This is a genomic window from Actibacterium atlanticum (assembly GCF_000671395.1).
GTDB lineage: Bacteria > Pseudomonadota > Alphaproteobacteria > Rhodobacterales > Rhodobacteraceae > Actibacterium_D > Actibacterium_D atlanticum.
Genome location: NZ_AQQY01000011.1, coordinates 43,318 through 64,345, shown reverse-complemented (window position 1 = coordinate 64,345; position 21,028 = coordinate 43,318). Strand labels below are relative to the sequence as shown.

The window sequence follows — 21,028 nt, the reverse complement described above, 5'->3', positions numbered from 1 at the left end:
ATGCTGGCCTGATGGGGGCTGTCAGGAGATTGTCAGTTTGTGGCCAATGGCAAAGTGATTTGAACCATCAAGCCCCGGTTTCTCGGGATCAGTTGCACCGCCCCGCCGAGGGTTTCCGTCAACTCACGGGCAATTGCCAGGCCAAGCCCCGTACCGCTTTCGTCTTCACGCCCACCCCGGCGCATGAGGGCTTCGATCTTGGCGGGTTCAATGCCAGGGCCGTCATCGAGGACGCTCAGGATCGCATGTTGCGATTTCTCGCGCGCATAAATCTGAACAGTCTGCGTCGCATGCCGGGCGGCATTTTCGGTGATCGCCCCAAGAATTTCCAGCAGGGTTTCCATATCCGCCGCGACGGCCAGACCTTGCGGCACATCCAGCTTCCATGAAAGTGTATTGGTCGGATTGGCTTTCTGAACCACCATGGCGACGCGGCTCACGGCCTCGGCAAGATCCGTTTTAGACGCTGCGGCGCGTGACGCGATCCGAGCCCTGTTCAACTCCCGATCCACATGCCGACGCATGGTATCCGCCGTACTTTCGATGGCCTCGGCCGAGTCCGCCAAGCCGGCCTCTCTGATCCGGCCCGCTTCTCCTAGCAGCGCCTGGAGCGGCGTTTTTAAACCATGCGCCAAATCCCCCGCCCGATGCCGGGCTTGTTCAATGTCGCTCTCGCGTTGGGCCAGAAGGGCATCCACCTCGCTTGCAAGCGGGCGGATTTCCGACGGGAAGTCTTCTCCCACACGGCTGGCGTCACCGGCCCTGATCCTTTCAATGCGCCGCCCAACCGAGGCCAGCGGACGCAGGCCAAGAAAGACCTGGGCGACACCCGCCCCGACAAAGAACAGCGCCAGCACAAGAGTGTAAGGCAGAAGATCGTCCCGAAACTGTTCGGTGCTTTCTTCAAGGTTTGCCGCATCCATTCCGACTGCGGCACGCATTGGAATACCCCCCAAGCGCGACGGGAGTTGAACGCTGCGCTCCATGACAAGCAGCAGATCACTGCCGGGTCCGGGCAGATAGTGAACGTGAACCGCCCCGTCCTTCAGATGATCCGGCGGAAGATCGAGCGCGAAGTCCCAAAGTGATCTGGACCGCAACTGCTGTCCTTCGGTTTCGATCTGCCAATAAAGACCTCCGAAAGGGGTCGTAAACCGCGCATCCGCCGGGACTGCCCCCATTATGATTTGCCCTGCGGCGTCGCGCTCAATCCCAACAAGGATTTGGTCAAGCTGCACTGAAAGCTCATCAATTGCCCGCCGCTCCACATGCGACGCAAAAAGCTGCCCCAGCCCCCAAAACGCGAGGATCAGGGCAATCGACACGGACAAGGCGGAAGCTATGAAGAGCCGTAGGCGCAGCGAGCCTGTATTCACCCAACACCCTCCGCATCCTCAAGAAAGTACCCGAACCCGCGCTTGGTGCCGACTATCCCCTTGCCGAGTTTTTTACGCAGCCTGGTCAGGATTGCCTCTAGCGCATTGGCTTCTCGGGCATCGTCGTCCCCATAAAGATGTTCCAACAACTCGGTCGGGGGAACGATACGGGCGCGATGCAGCATCAGGTAGGACAGCAGGCGGTATTCCAGTGCGGTCACGGCAATGGGAACACCTCTGACGGAAACAGCCATGCGGTTGGTGTCGATGGTCAACTCGCCGACGTTTTGCAAAGGCGATCCCTGACCGGCAGAGCGACGCACCAATGCCCGCACTCTTGCCACCAACTCCTCCATGCGGAAGGGTTTGGGCAAATAATCGTCGGCACCGGCTTCGATGCCCTCAACCCGTTCATGCCAGGCCCCGCGCGCGGTCAACACCAGCACCGGCATGTCGCGCCCGTTGGCGCGCCAGCGTTTCAGGACGCTAAGCCCATCCATACCGGGTAAACCCAAATCAAGCACGATGAGGTCATAGTCCTCCGTGTCACCCAAGAACCAGGCATCTTCACCATCCTCGGCGGTTTCCACATGAAAACCGGACGCCTCCAAAGCCGCCAGCACATCCCTGCGAATACCCGGATCATCTTCAACTGCCAAAAGCCGCATCAATCGTCCCTTTCGTATCGGCCTTCCTGCTCGACTTCGAGTATCTCACCCGTCGCCGCATCGACCATGACTTCGATCATGCGGCCCGATCCGGTGATCAGCTCCAGCTCGTAAACATAGATGCCGTGTTCGCGTTCAAACTCCGCTTCCAGTAGTCGCGCGTCGAACTCCAAGAGGATCCCCGGAATGATGTCCGCAAGAGGAATAACCTGCTGTTGGCGCACCGCGTCGCGTGCATCGTCGTGGTCCCCGGAGGCCAGTGCAGGGCTGACCAGGGCGCATATCAGGATGATCAGTACGTGTTTCATGAGCCTAGAGTATCGCTTTTGCCCTGACAGTTCACTGACACAAGCCGTCAGACCGACATCAGCGGTGATTTGAGAAAAGAGGGCATCAAACGGGCAATCCCGCCCGACCTAAGTTGGAGAACACCATGAAAAAGACCCTTCTTGCCACCACCCTGATCGCAGCCACCGCAGTGGGTTTCGCCGTCAACGCCGCAACCGATGGCGTTCAAACCGCGTTGCCCGCCCCCGTGACCTGGATGCCGGTTTCGGACCTCGCCGCCAAACTGGAGGCGCAGGGCTATCAGGTCCTGGAGATCGAACGCGAAGATGGCCGCTACTACGAAGTCGAAATGATCGACGGGGGCGGCCTCAAGGTTGAGGCCTATCTGGACGCCACGAACGGCGAGCCGATTCAAATAATGGACGACGATGACGACTATCGCGACAGCGACGACGACTGATTTTCGTCTTGTTTGATAATCGCATCCCGCAGCTTATTGCGGGGTGCGAGGTGAAGGAGGGCTTAACACGCCCTCCTTTATTGTGGACCGTGCAAGTTCAAATTCGTCAGTGATTGCCCAACATGAACTCACGCAGGCCGACCAATCCATCGCCATCCGTGTCGCTTGCGGCGAAGGTGCTTGCGCCGTAATCCATGTACGCCTGGCGTGAAACAGAGTTGTCGGCATCGGCATCCATCGCACGGTATCGGGTTTCCTTGGCAGCCTGCCGTTCAGCATATCGCGGACCACGTTGCGAAGGATCTGCCCCCTGGCCCAGCTGAAGCCCCATGTATTCCTCCAGCGACAAGGCGTCGTTCTCGTTGGTATCCATCGCGTTGAAAACTGCCTCGCGCCATCCGGCGGCCTCGGACGCGCTCACCAACCCGTCACCGTTTTCGTCAATGCTGTCGAAGCGGGTCATCATGCCGCCGCCTTGAGAATAGGCGGCGGTGGAAACGAGCGACATGGTCGCAACCATAAGCGCAAAGCGTCTTGGGAACTGTTTCATTTTCTTGTTCCTACCAGTTCAAGCGCGTTTCGATCTCCCAATCAAAAGATAGTCCTGCGGTTGTGCCGATACGAGCGGCTATGCCCAGTATTTCGGCCTAGCGGGTATGCACCGAATGCATGGAAGGCGCGATTAGGTCGACGCGAACGGGCCTCACTCCACAAGCGAAAATGCAGCCCCTCCCGAAGCCGTGGCGTCGAGAGGGGATATGCCGATCATCGCACCCAGAATTCGTGCTTGAAGAACTCGTTCAGGTCCAACAGCCAGCTTGCCGGAGGCAGCCCGAACACTGTCAACAGAACAAGCGCCAGAACGACAGCGAGGCCGATCACGGCTTCAAGCCTATGACCCTGCGGGCACATCCGGTTGCCCATAATCATCGTCTTGAACGTCCGAAGGTGCAGTGCGATGTGCCACGCCGAAAAGCTGACGAAAAGTGTGGCCACAACGATGTGAATGTCGTCCCAACCCTGTCGATCAAGGCCCAACACCTGCCAATCTATCGTATTGGAAACCTTGCCCTTGGGTGCAAGATACAAAATTCCACCGCTTACCAGCATTGCCAGAAACGAAAAGGTGACACCGAACACCGACATGGCGCGTCCAGTGATCTTTGGTCTGACATGGGCAGTTGATTCTGCGTTGGCCATAATTGCCTCCACTCTCGATGGATCAATCCTATTTCATTTCCTATAGTTTCGCTTTGATCTAGGTTCAGGATTGCACGTCCAAGGCGCAACGATTTTTTCTGCGAATAGACTCCGATGTGCCGTCTCGGCGACCTCGAAGAAACATCGACTTTGAGTTGAAATCAGCCGTAACGTGCCCCCTGGAACTCTCGCCAGAAAGTGGGAGTCCAATTTTGCCTATCGATTGTCACTTCTGTCTGCCGGGCGGTCCTTTGTGCAAGCAGCAGGGAATGGCTACCTAGAGCCCTCAGTACCGAATGCTGCGGCGCCGATGAACGACTGTTTCACCGATACTGCCAGAAAGGTGACAAATCGAACGCAACTAGTCGGGAAGATTTAGCGCGACCTTCTGACTAGATCAACCGCAGCACGAATTGCCTTCCTGAATGGGCGGACAAGGAACAGTTCCATAGGAGCAGTAAACACAGCAATCTCCCGGTTTTGGTTTCAGTACCGTCCCGCATGATTTGCATTCGTAGAACCACTGGCACGCATCGGTCGGCATGGCTTCATCTGCAGAATGTCCGCATTCAGGGCAGGTAATTGTGCTGGTCAGAGTAAGGTTCAGATCATCCATGTGCTTCACATCAAGGTTATGAGGAAATCGTTGATACGTGTTTCGTTTAAAACAACGACCCACGCGATGCCGGTCATTATGGTGCTGCCCGCCAGCCAGCCTTTGAGGTGAGAAAGTGTGCGTCGGTGATATGCGACACCCCATGCGGCCAGTAGGATTAAACTGGAAACAGCCAGGACGTAGTAGCTCGCTGCCGCGATCTTTCCAAAAACAGCGAGCCAACTGCCGCCGAGGCCGAGAAGCATCATCATCATTGGCATCACGCAGCAGGTTGCGACGCCAAGTGCAGAAAGCGATCCGAGATAGCTGGCACGCACATAGTTTTTCATGAGCGGGTGTTCCGCCAAAGCGCGAACATCGTACGGGCCGCCTCTTCTTCCCAGAGGGGTGAGCTGGCAGCGAGGATGAAGGCCGCGGTTGTAAAGCTCAGAATGATGAAAGTAGAGCGCTTGCAACTGGCGCAACCCCAACGTTTCCTCAGACGGAACCATCCCCAAGCCAACACCAGACCAACGACCACTAGGATTTCGATGCGGTAAGCGACAAAGGGACCAAGCATTGTGAGCCAAGTCCCGCCGAGGCCGATAATGGACAAGCCGATGGGTAGAACACAGCACGACGCGCTCAGCAAAGCGAGTAACCCCGCTCCACCAATTAGCAGGCGGGGTGGGTCTTTGGCGTTGTCTTGAATCGTTTCAGTATTCGACTTCATGCGCGATTCATGCATCCTGTAGGCACTACAGAAGCAAGTGGGGAATGATCACATGGTCGCGATTGGCGAGGCATCCCGCCTGAGTGGCGTTTCGATTGAGACGATCCGCTACTACGAACGTGAAGGGATTATATCGAAGGCAGGAAGGACGGCATCAGGACGGCGGACTTACTCAAAAGCAGAGATATCCGAGCTCAGATTTATCAAGCGTTGCCGCGACCTCGGGTTTTCGATCCATGACGCGGTCGCGCTTCGCAGCTTGTCTGATGAACCTGCAGGAGCCTGCGAGACAGTGGAGCAATTGGGGCGCAAGCATCTCACCGATGTACAGGCCAAGTTGGTCGAGCTTCGGCAACTGGAGAGCGCCCTGGTCGAACTGGTTGCCAACTGTGCAAAGGGGCAACGCGATTGCCCGATGCTTGATGCACTCATGAGTCAAAACTCTTAAGGTTATGCAATCCGTGAAAACCACCGCTTCTGACCAACTGCCAATAGCAGTCATTTGCGCAACCGCAGCGAATTCGCCCTTAGTCCCGCGCTCCGGCCATTCGTGTGCTACGCAGTGAAGGTCCGTTCATTCCCCCTGACCCGCCAGAAACTCAGCCAAAACCGGACTGGCCTCACTCTTCGCGGAACAGAGCAGCTCCGCCCCAGCAAGCGATGCCTTTGAAAGCCGCACAAGACCACCGGTTTCTTCGATACGATAGCAACGACGCTTTTGACGCCCCCGCCTGTAGTGGGTCGCTGTAACGATCTGACATGTGCTGCCATCGCTCAGCGTTACCGGTGCCGCGAGCTTGATCCTGTCGCCCTCCTCATAGTTCGGGATCGCGGCCCAGTTCCGGCAGCACTGGCGCCAGGCGTGGGCGTAGCTGTCGGGATCCTTCAGTTCTGACAGCAAGGCCAGCAGGCTGATCGGTGCTCGGGATTCCACGGGGCCCGCGCTTTCCTCCATGTCCTTGTAGCCCCAGCAGCCGTCATCGTATCGGGTGAGGAACACGGCGCCGAAGGTGATCGAACCATCCGCGTCGGTGACATAGGTCCTGTCCTCGACCGGTGAGCTATCAAGGTTCGTAACTCTCACCGCTACATACCATGTCGAGCCGACTTTGCTGGCTTTGATCAGTGTGGTCTTGCGCGTGACGGTCTCGAAGGTACAGAGCCGGGCGATTTCCGTTTTCTCATCCCCATAGGATTTGATGCGACGGTCGGAGTAGAAGAGCCAACCCACTACGCCGCCCTCCGGTCATCGATCTCAATAAGCGCATCGAGCGGAACGCGGTAAGGCAGCATCTCGTCGAAATCCTCACAGTTGCCGCAGTTTTGAACGATCGCGAAGGTGTCGCAGGCATCCTTGAGGATGACCCGGAACGTGCCCCCGAGACCGGAGGGCACCTCATAGGTCCCGCCGATGAGATAGTCCGAGGCACGACGCACGAAGACGCGGATGCTGTGGCCATCGGTCGCCAGACGGATCACTCCCTGCCGCCGGTCGATGAGCACCTGCACATCGTCCAGGATTTCGGTGTAGAACTGGCCGGTCAGGTCTCGGAACGCCATGCGGCGCTGAGCCATCCAATCGGTGTCCCGAAACGGGTTCATGCCATCGGCGAAGGCGAAGGAGGGATCGGCTTGCTCGGTCGTCACGATGCGGGTGGTCGTGCCGTCGATGCCGTTGGAGCGCAGATGCACGCCATTGCCGACAATGAGGATCAGGGCGGGCCGGTCAATAGGCCCGTTCCAGTTGGGCAGGAAGGTCTTGCAGGACCGTGCGTGGGCGATTTGCGCCGCGACCGAGGACGCAGAGAACTTGAGAATTGCCATTGGAGTGCCTTTCCGTTGGGTGTGGGAGTTTCGACCCGCGCAAGGAATGGACCTCGCGCGGGTCAATTGATTGCTCAGGCCGCTTTCGCGACGTCACATTCAGGCGCTACAGTCTCCACCGCAGACGCTTCCTCGAAGGGCACGCCAGCCGTCTGCATCATGGGCGGGCACCAGGCCGCAACCGCTGCTCTCTGCGCGTCCGTGAGCGTGGCGAAGGGCTCGGCAAAGAGCTTGTCACAGAAGGCCACAACCTCTTTCTTGGTCGACGAGGCCAGTGTCTCCGCCTCCTGCGAGAGCCCCAGTTCCTCGCCGAGGATTTTCAGGAGCCAGGCCTTTTTGAAGCGATTGAAGAGCGCCGCGTTCGGCGTCCAATGGGCGCGGATGTCCGGCATGACCTCGATCTCGAAGTCGTACATCAGGCTGTCACGCTGGCGATCCCGCGCGAAGCAGGATTGCGTGGTTGCGGCCGTCGCATAGGCGACGAGCTTGACCTTCTCAGTCTCATCGAGTGCACGGAAGGCGGCAAACTGATCGGCCGGCGCGCGGGTCTCGTCCGCCCAAGACAGATCAAGCGTGTCATGGACCTCGGCGACCTGTTCCAGCGAGGTGTCATCGATCTCGTCCATCTTGGCATGGTTGCGATACGCCGTGCTAGCATTGAGACCGATGGCCTGAGTAACGCCCATGCCGCTGGTGAGCACGTCGGTGACCAGCTTGAAGAGCGTCAGATCGAGTGTGGCCTCGGGATGCATCGCCATGGCGGCGCCAAGGGCCATGGCCCGTTCGGTCTTGAGATCCTCGGTCAGCGAGGCCGGATAGGTAATCTCGTCGGACCCGGTGGCATCGGTCTTGCCAGTAGCGCTACCTGCCTCGCCTTTCGCCGCATCCGGCCTGTCCTCGGGGCGCACGAGACCGACATGCAATGACACCTGCCCGTTGGACCAACAGGCGATCACACCGGAGCGCCCGAGATCATCCGCGCTATAGGCCTCCTGCAGGTCCCGTGCCTCGGCTTCCAAGGCGTCAACCCGATCGTAGAGCGCGTCATGGGCGTCGGGATCGAGATTCTCGTCCTCCATCTCGCGTTCGAGCTTCTCAAGCTCGGCGGTGATAGCGTCCAGACGCTTCTGACCCTTCTTGTCGGGTTCCATCGGGCTCGGATAGACGCGGCCATAGTCCGACATCGCCGCAAAATCATAGCGGATCAAAGCGTCGGCCCAGGCAAAGCCCATGTCAGCGCGGGCCTCCTCGGCGGCGACATTGAGCTTTTCGAGCAGGATCGTCTCGACCAGCGCCGCGTCCTCAAGCACCGAATGCTCCTCCAGCAGATCCGCAGCGATCGGGCCGCCCCGTGCCTTGTAGTCTTCCCGCACGAAGGCGCCGATATCGTCGCTGACCTGCACACCGCGGGATTTGAGCGCCTGTCGCACTGTATAGGCCTGCAGGTAGCTGTCTTCCTTGGTGAGCGCCTCAAAAACCTCGCGCTGCACCTCCTGGCTGGGATGCTCGGCAAAGGCCTTCATCGTATCGAGCGTGATCGACTTGGCCCGTGCCGCCGCACGAATGTCGGGATGGATCAGACCGTAACGCAGGCGGCCTTTCACGGCCGCGATCGTGGTGCCGAAGGTCTTGGCGATGGTCTCGGGCGTCTGGCCGTCAACCTCCATCATCCGCGCGAAGGCTTCGAACTCGTCGATGGCGCCCATCGGGGCCTGAGTGATGTTCTCGGCGAGCGATAGAGCGGTGGTCACATCGCAAACCTCCGGAACCAGGCGACAGTCGATCTTAGTCTTAGTGGTGAAGCCTTTGGCGGATTTGTCGACGACGAGCTCCGTCAGCGCCGCATGACGCCGGCCACCGGCAAGAACGCCGTATTTGCCGTCAATCTTCTGGACCAGCAGTGGCTGGAGCAGGCCCAGCACGGCGATGCTGGCCTTGAGATGGGCGATGTTCTCGGGGTCATAGGTCTCAGGGGAATTGCTCCGCACATTGGCGGGATGGGCAACCAGATCACCGATGGCGATGGAAACGGGTTTGAAACTTGCAGTCATGGGATGTCCTTTCGGGATGATGTGTCGGCCGGTGAGTTCGACAAACCGGCCAATCCCCAGGGCTGGGGATCAAAAAAGAAAAAAGGCCCGCTTTGCCTTTTGGGATCAGCGGGCCCGCCAGAGTCAGATGGTGGCAAGAGCGCCCTGCCCTTTTACCAATCACGCGCCATCATGATGGTCAGCACGCGCATGGTCGTCTCGAGATCGTCCGGCGCTTCCGCACCGTAGCGGAAATCGGTATCAGCTTCGTAGAGATCGACCTTCCAGAACACGGTCTCGCCCTGGATTTCGACCGCTCCGAAGTCATGCCAGCCTTCAGGGTCATTCTCGGGCTCGAAGGTGTCAAAGGCTCCGACAGCCTGCACGGCGGCATTCACGAACCCGTCTCCGGCTTCCATCATGGATTGGGTCACAACCAGACGACCCTGAATGGGTTGATCTGGCTTGATACCGAGACAGGCGAACCTACGGAAGGCATCGTTCTGGGCGGCGATAACAGCCGGATTTGGGCGGTCTGTTTGCGGCTGTGCGGAGGTGGTCATGAGATTGTCCTCTGAGAAGTTTGAAACACCCTTCCCAAAGTCCCCTTTTTCTTTACCGACCGACACAGGCCACCTCATGCGGCCTGATCGGTCTCCCCTGCCCTGCCCGCCTCCGACCGCGCGATCAGGTAATCGCAAGCACGCTGCGCATCGGCGGCGTGTTTGAAGATCGCGTTTTTGTCCGAACGGAGCACGCGCAGCCAGTTGTAGAGGTAGGCTGCATTCAGCTCGAGCGTATGCGCTGTGAAGCCAAGCTCCTGCCCCAGAAACACCGATGTAAGCTCGGCCACGATCTCTTCGCGGGCATAGGCCGTATTGCCGAAGCGTGAGAGGCCATAGTCGCGGTTCAACCGATGCGGAGCCTTTGAAGCATGGGCAAGCTCGTGCGCCCAAACCCCGTAGAAATTCCTGGGGTCCTGGAACCGCGCAATTGGCGGCATATAGACCTTGTCAACCGGAGGCAGGTAGTAGGCCTTTTCGCCCGTGAACACCGTGGTGATGTCGATGGCGTCGAAAAAGTCCTGCATATGCGGGATGGGCTCCACGGCGGGATACGCCGGCGCCGGATTCGGATCGGGATGGAAATGATCCGGCAGTCCCTCGATCTGGCACGCATTGAACACGCGATAGGATTTCTGGAAGCGGAAGACACGAGGCTTGTCGTTTTTGCCGTCATCACCCTCTTCCGAAACCTCGCCCTGTTTTCGGCTCTGACCGTAGAAGACCACCACGGAGGACTTCTCGCCTTTGCGGATTCTAGCGTCCAGGGCATTGGCCTGCGGGATGGTCATCCAGAAGGGCGAACTGTAGCCCGCCATCACAGTGCGCATGGTCAGCAGGAAATTGTTGACGCCCTGGTAGGCCTCGCCGCCCACGCGCAGCGGCCGTGTGCTGCCACCTGCGGTCCAAGGCTTGCGCCACGGCAGAACACCGCGCTCGATGATGCGGATGATTTCATTGGTGATCGCCTCGGAGGCGTCGAATTTGGACGTGCGGGAACGGGCCATGGCTGGCCTCCTTTCGAAAGTTGATGATGGGAATTGGTGATCAGGACGCGTGGTGTTCACACGGATCGTTGGTGATCGTCGCACCGAGCTGTTCGACGAGACCAAGATAAGTGGTCAGCGAAACGTAGCTGCCAGGCCCCAATGGCTTCGGATCGACCGATCCATCCCGCGTCACGCGCGGTAAGTTCGCAAATTCGACGACGTCGGTGATGCCCCGAATATCGATGAAGGGTGTCCCGCGCGCGACTGCGAGTGCGGCCAGGGGAAAACACTCGATCGGGGCCAAGGTCGACACGGTGGTCCAACCAAGATGAATGAATGTACCACCCTCGCCGCAGATAACATGGGCGTTCGGGAAGCTGGCCGCCAGCCTGAGATGAGCCAAATTGCGGAGAATGGACTTTCGTTCAAGTTGCCGGGCCAGCACCACTTGGCCGGTTCGGCGCAACTCCTTGTGCCGCCACCAAGAGGCAGCGGTCGCGCGCAGCACGCGCAAGACACCTGTTTGCATGGGAATACCTCAATGCAGGAAAGACAGACCGGAAACCGACCCGGACCCGACAGAGGAACCCTCAAGACCCCTCATCCGTTGGTCACAAAACCCGAAGGGAACTTTCACTTTCCATACAGCGGCGCAGGCATCGCCAGCGGCCACCATGTATTGACGCCCGGCCAGAGTGCCGAACCCGAAGCTTCCGATTGTTCAAGGGTTCGGTCACCACTTTCACGGGAACAGCCCTAGAAACACCGGGCGCTTACCCTCAGGGAGCTTGCTATTCGGCGAAATTAACACCATATACCGTAATAATTACCGATAAAGGCCACACCATGCACATCACGAGCTTCGCTGAAAACGGGCAATTCGAACCGCGTAAGATTGCGGCTGCCCTTCGCACGTCAGCCGAAGAGATCGCCATGACGGTGGGCCTCGGCAAAGACGCCCTGCAGCGTCGCACCCGGATCAACTCGGACAAGACACAGCGGCGTTTGCGTGAACTGGTCGAAGTGCTCAACAAGGTGGAGCCGCGCTTTGGCTCGGAATTGATCGCCTATGCGTGGTATCGGTCCGAACCCCTGCCCGGTTTTGATGGGCGGACCGCGATGCAGCTCGTGCAGGAAGGCAAGGCGCAACAGGTCCTCGAATACATCGACGCCGTTGACGCGGGTGTCTTTGCCTGATGCCGCTAAACAATGGTCGCTATGCAGGGCCTCTCTACCGTGCCTTGAACCCGGTCTATGCGCGCGCGCCACTGTCGGGCCATGGCGCGGAGCTTTTTGGCGGCCGCTTCAATGCAAAGGGCACACCTGCCCTATACACAGCCCTCGACCCGGCCGGCGCCCTGCGTGAAGCTAACCAGGTGGGCAGCCTGCAACCTACAATCCTGGTTTCCTACCATGCCGAGCTGGGTCCGATTTTCGATACCCGCGCTGCACGTGAGCTTCAACAGCGCGGCATGTCGGAACACACGCTCGCAGAACCGGGCTGGCGCACAAAATTGCTCGAGGGGAGCCAGGTTCCGACGCAAGACTTCGCAAGGGATCTCATCGCTGACGGCTTTGCCGGCCTCCTGATCCGAAGCTTTGCGAAAGGCGCATCCACAACCGACTTCAATATCGTCCTGTGGCGATGGCGTGGCACTGGATGCGTTCTCGACATCGTGGATGACGAAGACCGGCTATCGCGTATGTGAATGCTACGCCGTTTCGAACCCGAAACCAACCAAAAGGCCGGCAAGTTAATTGCAGTCCAACACATCACAGGCGAACGAGCAGTGGGTATACATGTTGTCAGCACCTGCGTTCAATCAACCTTTTCACGCCGCCTGCCCAATGAGCCTGCCGTAGAAGCTGCGCTCGAGATGCAACTCCCCTGCCCCAGCTTTCTGGACAATACCGCGGAGATAGCCGCCAGGAGATGCCACTTCTCCCGCGCAATGCTTGTCGAAGGTCAGAACCAGCGCCGCTGTCGCGATTTGAGGCCCAAGACGGTCCTGTGCGAGGTTCCAGGCGTGTTCCGAGACACCAATCATCGGCCTCAACTGCCCGGCAACCCGGTGCAAATCGCCCCAATCCTTCAGATACCCGCCCATATTGCGCGCCCAGGACGCGAATTCAGGACATGCCTGCATCACAGTCGGCAAATCAAGCGCTACTCCGCGTTTCTTGCGCGTTTCCGCAACCCAATCTTCCAACTCCCTATCCACTTGCTCTTCGGGTGGCGCATTGGGCACCACGCCCGCCGCTTGCTCAGATTCTGAGCGATTACAGGTTACAGGATTAAGTTGGGTTGTAATTAGTATATGAGGTTCAGAATTGACCTCCCTGGGGTTCATTTCTTGAGTCTTTTCACTGACTTGTTCGGTGGTTTTGGCGGTGTTCTCCACAACCTCATCCGCCCGAACCGCCTTGAGATAGGTCGCCTCGACGCGGGCCTGCAGCTCTCTGAACCATGTCAGGAGCCGCTCAAGCGTCTCAGAGGCGGTGTTCCGGCGCGGAAGACGGTCCAGAAGGTCCTCAAACATCCCTGAAAGATGCTCCCAGGGGCCTCTCAGCGCCGCGTGAGACGCCGCTTCGATCCGGGCGCGGATCATTCGGCGCGCAACGGTGATTTGCCGCTTGAGGCGCTGGCAGAGCTCACGCTCGGCCTGCAATTCGGCCTGAAGATGCTCGAACTCCTCGACACGCGCTGACAGCGGCGACAGATCGAAGCCATAGGCCTCGATGATGCGCCCGTCAGCGTCCCTGTGGCCCCACCGCTTGCCATTGGGGCTATCCTTGAAGGAGATCACGCCGATTTCAGCCAGGCGCCGTGCATGGCGCTTAAGCGCGGAGAGCGAGAAGCCCGTCTGCTCCATCAGGTAGGCGTTTGACGCCCAAACGATCGGACGCTGCCCCTCCTCCCAGTCCTGGGCCTGTGTGAAGGCCCCAAGCGTATCGAGAAGCAGTACATCACCGGCTTTGAGTCCGATGTGAGCGCCGACGCGCTTCACCGCTACAAATGCTTGGGTTTTGGGAACGGCGGCCTGTTCACCGGCTTGCGCATGCTGCTCAGCGACAGCGAGTCCGGCTGTCGCTTTACGCCATCCCGTAGGTTGGTTGATTTTGGTCATACCTCCACCGTTCTGAGGCATGACTGTCCCAGTCGCTCCATGCGGAGCATCATTAAATTTCTTCATTTTGCTAAGCAGGCACAGAAAACCTGTTCGCCCAAAGACGTTTTTCGTTGTTTAGCGATTCGCGGGCTGCTAAGATTGTGGTGTCAAAACAAATCGCGCCTTGTGCGCAGCAGCCCTCGGGACTTCGGTTTCGAGGGTTTCTTTTTGTGCCGTCCTCCTTTCTGCTCGTTGCCTCCACTCTGACGGTTAACAGTTGTTAACCGCCGCTATCCTTCGTGGTTTTCTGATTGAAACCGCTCGAAGGAATCCTGAATGAGCTGGTCCAGGTTTTGGTCCAGCCAGTTTGCGAATTTTGTGTTGTCCCCTGCCCTCCTGACGGTCACCGAGAGTCCGGACTTTCCACTCTTGATCTGCACACCAGGAAGTGGCGAGCGTTCCTCAACAGAGCGCTCTTGTTTGCCACGCTTGCCGATCTCTTTGAGCACGAGCTCCAACCGACCATCAGATTCCAACTCACCTGATCGACCCAAAACCCCAAGAGCGGCACTTTCCGTCAGCTGCTCTTTTTCAAACGCCGTCGCGAGGGTCGTCCATTTCGGGCGCCCTGCCCCCGGCGCGGCGCCGATCGCTTCACCGACGGCAATGGGAACCAGGCGATTGATGCGCTCAAGCTGCGACAGGGTGTTCTTGCTGATCGCCAGGGCCTGGCAAACCTCCGCTCGGGAGTAACCTTGCTCTAGGATTGCTTGCGCAAAACGAACACGCTCGTAGTAGCTCAGTTCGGCACGCCCGGCATTCTCAAGCCCCTTTGCTAACAGGGCATCTGTATCATCGAGCGTACGGATAAGAGCACGCACCGGGATGCCAAGATGCCGACATGCAAGTATCCGTCGCTGGCCGTAGATCACCTCGAAATGCCCATCGCGCTCCTTGGATGGGCGTAGGAGCACGGGCACTTGCTGACCGGCCTCGGCAATACTGGAGGCGAGATCCTGGATCGATTCATTCGGCTCGGCGCTGTTAACAGCTGTTAACTCGATATCTAGCCGGTCCTTGGGGCCCCAGGCCAGGATGAGTTTGGTATCGATATCCTGGATGCCGCCAAGCCCCGCACGAACAGACCCAATAGTCCCTTTGGGCAAGGTCCGATGCGCTCGATCAGAACCACCGTCTTTCGGTGCCTCTGTCGCCGCTGTAATGGCGGCCATGATCCCGGTTTTGTTTTTCCCCATTGCCATGATTAACGCCCCCAAGCCTGCTGGACCATTGTCGCCACTTCCGCACCAACCGCATCCATACTGGTCTTGGCGCGATCATAGGTCGACCGCGTCATCTCAGATCGCGAAACCTCGTAGATCGACATCTTCAGCATGGACGCGTCACCAATCGCCGTGCTTCGCAAGCTCGTGGCCGCCACGACGCGGTCCTGAAACAGGGCCCGCATCAAGCTCACGATCTGCTGGCTTGGAATATCGCTCGGATCATCACGCGTGATGAGGAAAGAGAAAAAGTCATGATCCAGCTTGACTCCCGTATCCTCGATCACTCCGAGATAGGCGGAGGTCATCTCCACGAACTGTTGTGTTGAGGCCAGGTCGAGCATGCTCGGCGTCATCGGCACGATGACCGAAGTTGCCGCATAGAGGCCGGTCAGTGTCAGAAACCCGAGGGCCGGTGGGCTGTCGATAACCACCACATCATAATCGCTCTCAACCGACCCGATCGCCTGGCTGAGCTTTTCGAAGAAGGCTACGCCACGACCCGCGTTGACGGCGGTCTCGGTTTCGAACTCGCTCAACACAAGGCGCGCGGGCGCAAGGTGAAGACCTGGGAAATAGGTTTCCACGATGGCCTCAGACAAGGGCACCGGGTCTTCGTAGCGGAGCGCGTCGTAAATCGAAGCGCCCTCGAACTCCAATTCCGTCTGGATTCCACAAAAGCCGGTGAGACTTCCCTGCGGGTCCAGGTCAATCGCCAGGACCCGATACCCACTTAAGGCGAGGTAGTGGCAAAGATGGATGGCAGAAGTGGACTTGGCCGAGCCACCTTTGAAGTTCATCAACTGGATGACTTGGAGCTTGTCGCCCTCACGGCGGCCTGGAAGATACTTCCCGGGTGTGCGCGAGCTTGCCTCCAACAGGTGACGGGCTTGCAGGATTTCCTCACCGGTATAGAACCGACGCCCGTTCTTGATGACCTCTGGCTCGGGCAGGGACCCTTCGCTGTGGCATTTTCGCAGGAACTGACCCGTCACGCCGAGAAGTTCAGCGGTCTCTGTTGCGCTGAATAGTCTCAAATTCTTACGCTGGTCGGGCGCATAAGCTTGCTGAAGATGCGTGGTAAGCGCGGTGTGTAGACGCGCGGCCATCTGGCTTGTAAGCTCAGATTGAGACGCTGCTTCGATGGGTGCCGTCTGGAACATAGTTGCAATTTCTCTGCTCGAACGCGCTTATTTGCGCAACTTGACTCTAAAGGCAGTGATTCACCATGCTAAGTCAAGGTTTTTATCCACAAATTGTGTTTCTGAGCGGCCGCGCCACTAGGGAAGCCTCAACCTTTCGAGTTAACAGCTGTTAACAGCGCAAGTCCAATTGCCCCAACTCTTTTCTTCGGCAGGACCATATCCAAACGTGGCCACTCTGCCCAATCCCCAAAATACATACGGCATGTTCCGGATTAAAACCCGGACACGCAGCCTTAAAAGAGGGACAAGTGCGAAGCAAAACGGGTAGGAGCTTGTCACAATCCAGGGGAAGCGATGTCGAGACGCACTGCTCGAACACAGCTTTTGCCCGCTCTGCAGCTAAAGACACAACACCTTATTCTGCTTTGCGTATGTCCTACATTTTCGGAGAGGGCAGGGGGCCTGGCCGAGCAAAAGAATACAACGGCAGTGCTCCCATGCGACCCGTTGCGCATTCGATTCTTGTTTGACGTTTGCGCAAGAGCGCAAAATACGATAGGACAATTAGTCCACGCGCATTGGCACTAAACATCGTCTATATCTGTGCAGTCACCAGACCCGGCCCGCACAAGAGAATGAAACGGCAAACGATCAACACCTGATCATCAGCTAAGCGAATGCGTGAAGCCTTGTTGCCCCCGTTTCCAAGTTTAGAGTCTGACGCGTCGCAAACGCAACGCGTTAGAGATCACTGAAACCGACGACAGGCTCATTGCGGCAGCTGCAATCATTGGCGAAAGCAACAGCCCAAGTATCGGATAGAGCACACCCGCGGCGACCGGGACGCCTGCGGCGTTGTAGGCAAATGCGAAGAACAGATTTTGCTTGATATTGCGCAGGGTTGCTTTGGCCAACTTGCGTGCCCGAACAATCCCCACCAGATCGCCCCCGAGAAGGGTTATTCCAGCACTTTCAACGGCGACATCCGCACCTGTGCCCATCGCGATCCCAACATCAGCAGACGCCAGGGCAGGGGCGTCGTTGACGCCATCGCCAGCCATGGCCACTCGACGGCCTGTGGCCTGCAATTCTTCAACAAGCGCCTTCTTGTCTTCTGGCAACACGTCGGCACGGACTTCGTCAATTCCAAGTGTCCTGGCGACGGCTTCAGCCGTACGCTGGTTATCGCCGGTCGCCATGATTACCCTGAGGCCAAGGTCGTGCAAATCGCGAATAGCTCCCGCCGTTGTCGGCTTGATTGGGTCGGCGACCGCGACAACTCCTGCAAGAGCGCCATCCAGAGCCACGAACATCGCCGTTTTGCCCTCAACCCGAAGAGCATCCATGGAACCCTCAATCTCAGCTGTGTCGATGTTCAGAAGCTCCATCATCGCGGTGTTGCCGAGCGCAACCTGCCGGCCTTCGACCGCCCCTTGGACCCCTTTCCCAGTCATGGCTTCAAAATGATCCGCTTTTGGCAGCTCGAGTCTGCGCCCTCGCGCACCTTCTACGATTGCCTCTGCCAGTGGGTGTTCGGATCCCAGTTCAAGGGCTGCAGCAAACCTTAGAACATCATCACTTACAAAACTTGAAAACGCTACAGCGTTGGTTAGTTCAGGCTTCCCGTGCGTCAGAGTGCCTGTCTTATCCACGATGATCGTGTCAACCCGGGCCATTCGCTCCAGCGCCTCGGCGTCCTTGATCAGAACGCCAGCCTGAGCACCACGCCCCGCAGCCGTGGTAATCGAGATCGGCGTTGCTAGGCCAAGAGCGCAGGGGCAGGCGATGATCAACACAGATACTGCAGATGCGATTGCAAAGGCCAAAGCAGGATCGGGACCAATAAGCAACCAAGTCATGAACGCCACAACGGCGACAACCACAACGGTCGGGACAAACACCGACGAGACACGATCCGCGAGCCCCTGGATTGGTGCTCGTGAACGACGAGCTCCTGCAACCATCTCGACGATTTGCGACAAGACGGTATCCGCCCCGACTTGGGTAGCTCGCACCACCAGTGAACCATTTTTGTTTATAGTTCCGCCCGTTACACGATCTCCATTGGATTTTTCCACGGGAACGGGTTCGCCGGTGATCATGCTCTCATCGATTGAAGAAAGACCTTCGATCACCATCGCATCCACTGGAACGCTGTCTCCTGGTCGCACGCGAAGCAGATCCCCGACCACCACGTGCTCTAGCGGCACATCCTGTTCGACACCATCAGATCCGATCCGCCGAGCCATTTTGGGAGCTAGATCGAGTAGAGCACGTATCGCGTCCCCTGTGCGCTCTCTCGCTCGCAACTCCAAAACCTGACCAACGAACACAAGTGCCACGATCACGACCGCAGCCTCGAAATACGTGCCGACGCCACCTCCCGATCGGTATTGCTCCGGGAAAACCCCAGGCAGAAATGTCGCGAATAGCGAGTAGGCATAGGCTGCTCCTACGCCAAGCGCGATCAAGGTCCACATGTTCGGTGATCGGTTACGGATTGAGTCCAACCCACGCTCGAAAAATGGCCGTGCCGCCCAAAGGATGATCGGGGTGGCAAGTAGAAATTCGACATAGGTTGCCACACGGTGGCCAATCCAATCGCGCACCGGAAGCCCCACAAGCTCTCCCATCGTGAGCACAACCAACGGCACGGCCGCGACCGAGCTGACCCACATGCGACGGGTGAAATCCGTCAGCTCTGCGCCTTGTTCGTCGGGTGGAATGACGGGTTCAAGCGCCATGCCGCAAATCGGACAGGCTCCGGGTTCACTTTGAATGATTTCCGGATGCATAGGACACGTCCATTGCGTTCCCGGCGCAACATCTTTGGGCGAGGGCAGGGGAGCCCCTTCATGCATCGCACCATCCGCTCCACCGCTCCACGCGTAAAGCAAAGGATCGGTCTTGAACTGGGTCAGGCAGCGCTTCGAACAGAAATGGTAGGTCTCTCCTTCAGAATTCATGGAGAGTGTCTCTCGTGTCACCTCAACACTCATGCCGCAAACTGGATCGACAGCCATGCTTTTCACATCGGGTACCCCATCATGGTGAGCCGGGGCAGGGTGGTGATCATGGTTCTTTTCAGACATGTTTTTTCTCCAATCTTTGCACCAAGCGTGAGGGTTCCCCTGGGGACAGGCTCAACCCATTTCAGCATGTTTTTCTGCGGTTCGACTTTGGCGCCCATTGCGTGTCCGCCAGATCAGGGCCATGCCGACAACAATCATGGGTGCGGAAAGCAGTTGACCCATGGTCAAACCCCCAATGCCAAAATGCAGCACATGACCGATCGGGTTGGCGTCCGTCACGAATTGCAGGTCGGGCTGCCGGACAAACTCGACAAGAAAACGAGCCAGTCCATAACCTGCAAGAAAGACACCGGTCAGGGCTCCGGGGCTCCGCAGCCATGCGTACCGCAAGCCGAGGGTCAGCAGCAGAGCACCGAGCACCAACCCTTCCAGTACGGCTTCATACACCTGAGATGGGTGGCGCGCGCAGAGCCCGACAACACCTGGGCAGAACTGGGCAGCTTCACCTGGGAAGACCACGCCCCATGGAAGGGATGTCGGTCGCCCCCACAGCTCAGCGTTGATGAAATTTGCAAGTCGACCCAGAAACAGGCCAATCGGGGCCGAGATTGCCAGGAGGTCAGCTATGCCAAACACGCTCAACCGATTGCGCCACGCGAAAACCAGAACAGCAACGGACACACCCAAGAACCCGCCATGGAAGGACATACCGCCTTGCCATATTTTGAGAACATCCAAGGGCCGAGTAAGGTAGTGCTCAGGCTGATAGAACAGCACAAACCCAAGCCGGCCACCTAAAATGACGCCGAGCACGATCCAGTTCAGCAGTTGTTCCAGCTGTTGCGCTGTTAACGGCGGTGTTTGATCCGGCCAATGCGCAACTTGGCGGATCAAACGCAGGCAAAGTCGCCACCCGAGAAGCAATCCTGCGATGTATGCAAGCGCATACCACCGCAGGGCAAAGGTCATCGTCCCGATTTCAATCGAAAAGATTTCAGGTGAAATCTCCGGAAAGGGCAGGGCGGCTAGGGTCATTTTGTTGCTTTCGATTTGTGAGTTTTGGACACGGCGCCCGGCTTGTGTCTCAGCGCCAACACAAGAATTGGGGCAGCGGTCATTAGTCCGAGGCTAATGGCTACCCAAGCAGATGCATCCAGTTGACCCGACATGGCCTCACTCCCCAGGTAGGCCAGGACAAAGCTTGCCGGCAGAATTCCGGCCAGTGTTGCCAAAAGAAACCGCCACAAATGCAAGCGGCTCAGACCAGCGGCATAGCTCATGACGTCAAAAGACACGAAAGGCAGAAGGCGGCTGGTGAAAACCACAAGCGTTAGAGCATTCTGCGAGCCAAGAAGACCTGCATCAACGCCTGGCCCGAGAATCCTTTCAACGGCCTGTCTGCCCAGAAGGCGCGCAATCAAAAAGGCAATGAGTGCACCAAGTTCAGCCCCAACCGCCACATAGAGCGTACCTGCGACTTGCCCGAAGGCGGCCCCGGCGGCCAAAGCAATCGGCGCACTTGGGATAGGGCTTGCCACCACTGCAATGCACATCATCGCGACAATCGCGAAGGGGCCGAAGATGCCAAGTGTCTCAACCCAGCTTGCAACGTCTTCTCCGCTGAACTGCACCCACTCCGGCGACAACCACGCCCAAAGGAAAAAGAGGGCCAGAGCGCTGAGCAGTGCTGCGGTGCCAAAAGCTGTTCTGATCCTACTCCTCTCCGGCATCT

The 21,028-nt window shown here is 58.1% G+C and carries 24 protein-coding genes; 4 read left to right on the top strand and 20 right to left on the bottom strand.

The window, feature by feature from the left end; translation table 11 throughout:
* Window positions 1-32: 32 nt before the first annotated feature.
* Genes ATO10_RS14150 through ATO10_RS14140 form a run of 3 tightly spaced genes read right to left on the bottom strand, consistent with a single transcriptional unit; the run spans window position 33 to window position 2,352 of the window.
* Window positions 33-1,376, bottom strand: a complete 1,344-nt coding sequence (locus ATO10_RS14150; protein WP_035252696.1) for a sensor histidine kinase — start codon at window positions 1,374-1,376, stop codon at window positions 33-35.
* Window positions 1,373-2,044, bottom strand: coding sequence for a response regulator transcription factor (locus ATO10_RS14145; protein WP_035252693.1), 672 nt, complete (start codon window positions 2,042-2,044; stop codon window positions 1,373-1,375). The genes ATO10_RS14150 and ATO10_RS14145 overlap by 4 nt, the downstream gene beginning before the upstream one ends.
* On the bottom strand, window positions 2,044-2,352 hold the full coding sequence (locus ATO10_RS14140) for a PepSY domain-containing protein (protein WP_051598164.1): 309 nt from the start codon (window positions 2,350-2,352) through the stop codon (window positions 2,044-2,046). Before ATO10_RS14140 ends, ATO10_RS14145 begins: the two co-directional genes overlap by 1 nt.
* A 125-nt stretch (window positions 2,353-2,477) precedes the next feature.
* Between ATO10_RS14140 and ATO10_RS14135 the strand changes: the two genes are divergently transcribed.
* Window positions 2,478-2,792 carry a PepSY domain-containing protein gene (locus ATO10_RS14135; protein WP_035252690.1) on the top strand — a complete coding sequence of 105 codons (315 nt, stop codon included), beginning with the start codon at window positions 2,478-2,480 and terminating at the stop codon, window positions 2,790-2,792.
* 106 nt (window positions 2,793-2,898) lie between these two features.
* Here the strand turns inward: ATO10_RS14135 and ATO10_RS16080 are convergent, their stop codons facing one another.
* The 5 genes from ATO10_RS16080 to ATO10_RS14115 all read right to left on the bottom strand — a co-directional run bounded on the left by ATO10_RS16080 (window position 2,899) and on the right by ATO10_RS14115 (window position 5,320).
* Window positions 2,899-3,342, bottom strand: coding sequence for a CREC-EF hand family protein (locus ATO10_RS16080; protein WP_051598163.1), 444 nt, complete (start codon window positions 3,340-3,342; stop codon window positions 2,899-2,901).
* 215 nt (window positions 3,343-3,557) lie between these two features.
* Complete coding sequence (locus tag ATO10_RS14125) at window positions 3,558-3,992, bottom strand: DUF4405 domain-containing protein (RefSeq protein WP_035252689.1); 435 nt, start codon at window positions 3,990-3,992, stop codon at window positions 3,558-3,560.
* A 397-nt stretch (window positions 3,993-4,389) separates the two neighbouring features.
* Window positions 4,390-4,608 carry a GDCCVxC domain-containing (seleno)protein gene (locus ATO10_RS16650; protein ID WP_238323512.1) on the bottom strand — a complete coding sequence of 73 codons (219 nt, stop codon included), beginning with the start codon at window positions 4,606-4,608 and terminating at the stop codon, window positions 4,390-4,392.
* 5 nt (window positions 4,609-4,613) lie between these two features.
* Window positions 4,614-4,937: a hypothetical protein gene (locus ATO10_RS14120; RefSeq protein ID WP_035252687.1), complete on the bottom strand. Its 324-nt coding sequence runs from the start codon at window positions 4,935-4,937 to the stop codon at window positions 4,614-4,616.
* The gene (locus tag ATO10_RS14115) at window positions 4,934-5,320 is read right to left on the bottom strand and encodes a hypothetical protein (protein WP_035252684.1); all 387 of its coding nucleotides are present in this window, start codon (window positions 5,318-5,320) and stop codon (window positions 4,934-4,936) included. Before ATO10_RS14115 ends, ATO10_RS14120 begins: the two co-directional genes overlap by 4 nt.
* A gap of 52 nt (window positions 5,321-5,372) precedes the next feature.
* Here ATO10_RS14115 and ATO10_RS14110 point away from each other — a divergent pair, with 52 nt between their 5' ends.
* Window positions 5,373-5,768 (top strand): MerR family transcriptional regulator, encoded by a 396-nt coding sequence (locus ATO10_RS14110; RefSeq protein WP_035252682.1) that lies wholly within the window; start codon window positions 5,373-5,375, stop codon window positions 5,766-5,768.
* A 126-nt stretch (window positions 5,769-5,894) separates the two neighbouring features.
* Here the strand turns inward: ATO10_RS14110 and ATO10_RS14105 are convergent, their stop codons facing one another.
* From ATO10_RS14105 to ATO10_RS14080, 6 genes are all read right to left on the bottom strand, one after another.
* On the bottom strand, window positions 5,895-6,551 hold the full coding sequence (locus tag ATO10_RS14105) for a DUF6927 domain-containing protein (protein WP_035252680.1): 657 nt from the start codon (window positions 6,549-6,551) through the stop codon (window positions 5,895-5,897).
* On the bottom strand, window positions 6,551-7,144 hold the full coding sequence (locus ATO10_RS14100; RefSeq protein WP_035252678.1) for a hypothetical protein: 594 nt from the start codon (window positions 7,142-7,144) through the stop codon (window positions 6,551-6,553). Before ATO10_RS14100 ends, ATO10_RS14105 begins: the two co-directional genes overlap by 1 nt.
* Before the next feature lie 74 nt (window positions 7,145-7,218).
* Window positions 7,219-9,195 (bottom strand): ParB/RepB/Spo0J family partition protein, encoded by a 1,977-nt coding sequence (locus tag ATO10_RS14095; protein WP_035252676.1) that lies wholly within the window; start codon window positions 9,193-9,195, stop codon window positions 7,219-7,221.
* 152 nt (window positions 9,196-9,347) lie between these two features.
* Window positions 9,348-9,737: a DUF3768 domain-containing protein gene (locus ATO10_RS14090; RefSeq protein WP_035252775.1), complete on the bottom strand. Its 390-nt coding sequence runs from the start codon at window positions 9,735-9,737 to the stop codon at window positions 9,348-9,350.
* Window positions 9,738-9,811: 74 nt separating this feature from the next.
* Window positions 9,812-10,744 (bottom strand): ArdC family protein, encoded by a 933-nt coding sequence (locus ATO10_RS14085; protein WP_035252675.1) that lies wholly within the window; start codon window positions 10,742-10,744, stop codon window positions 9,812-9,814.
* Window positions 10,745-10,784: 40 nt separating this feature from the next.
* Window positions 10,785-11,255, bottom strand: coding sequence for a nucleoside phosphorylase-I family protein (locus ATO10_RS14080; RefSeq protein ID WP_035252673.1), 471 nt, complete (start codon window positions 11,253-11,255; stop codon window positions 10,785-10,787).
* A gap of 317 nt (window positions 11,256-11,572) precedes the next feature.
* Between ATO10_RS14080 and ATO10_RS14075 the strand changes: the two genes are divergently transcribed.
* Both ATO10_RS14075 and ATO10_RS14070 read left to right on the top strand, forming a co-directional pair.
* Window positions 11,573-11,923, top strand: a complete 351-nt coding sequence (locus ATO10_RS14075; RefSeq protein ID WP_035252671.1) for an MbcA/ParS/Xre antitoxin family protein — start codon at window positions 11,573-11,575, stop codon at window positions 11,921-11,923.
* Window positions 11,923-12,435 (top strand): RES family NAD+ phosphorylase, encoded by a 513-nt coding sequence (locus ATO10_RS14070; protein WP_035252668.1) that lies wholly within the window; start codon window positions 11,923-11,925, stop codon window positions 12,433-12,435. The genes ATO10_RS14075 and ATO10_RS14070 overlap by 1 nt, the downstream gene beginning before the upstream one ends.
* A gap of 123 nt (window positions 12,436-12,558) precedes the next feature.
* Here the strand turns inward: ATO10_RS14070 and repC are convergent, their stop codons facing one another.
* The 6 genes from repC to ATO10_RS14040 all read right to left on the bottom strand — a co-directional run bounded on the left by repC (window position 12,559) and on the right by ATO10_RS14040 (window position 21,026).
* Entirely contained in the window at window positions 12,559-13,854 is a 1,296-nt protein-coding gene (gene repC / locus ATO10_RS14065) for a plasmid replication protein RepC (protein WP_035252774.1), read from the bottom strand.
* A gap of 272 nt (window positions 13,855-14,126) precedes the next feature.
* Window positions 14,127-15,098, bottom strand: a complete 972-nt coding sequence (gene repB / locus ATO10_RS14060) for a plasmid partitioning protein RepB (protein ID WP_035252666.1) — start codon at window positions 15,096-15,098, stop codon at window positions 14,127-14,129.
* Between the two features lie 2 nt (window positions 15,099-15,100).
* Complete coding sequence (repA, locus tag ATO10_RS14055) at window positions 15,101-16,282, bottom strand: plasmid partitioning protein RepA (protein ID WP_051598162.1); 1,182 nt, start codon at window positions 16,280-16,282, stop codon at window positions 15,101-15,103.
* A gap of 692 nt (window positions 16,283-16,974) precedes the next feature.
* A complete protein-coding gene (locus tag ATO10_RS14050) occupies window positions 16,975-19,356 on the bottom strand; it encodes a heavy metal translocating P-type ATPase (protein WP_081806536.1) in 2,382 nt (793 codons plus the stop codon).
* Between the two features lie 51 nt (window positions 19,357-19,407).
* Window positions 19,408-20,331 (bottom strand): prolipoprotein diacylglyceryl transferase, encoded by a 924-nt coding sequence (lgt, locus tag ATO10_RS14045; RefSeq protein ID WP_051598161.1) that lies wholly within the window; start codon window positions 20,329-20,331, stop codon window positions 19,408-19,410.
* The gene (locus ATO10_RS14040; protein ID WP_051598160.1) at window positions 20,328-21,026 is read right to left on the bottom strand and encodes a TVP38/TMEM64 family protein; all 699 of its coding nucleotides are present in this window, start codon (window positions 21,024-21,026) and stop codon (window positions 20,328-20,330) included. Before ATO10_RS14040 ends, lgt begins: the two co-directional genes overlap by 4 nt.
* Window positions 21,027-21,028 lie beyond the last annotated feature (2 nt).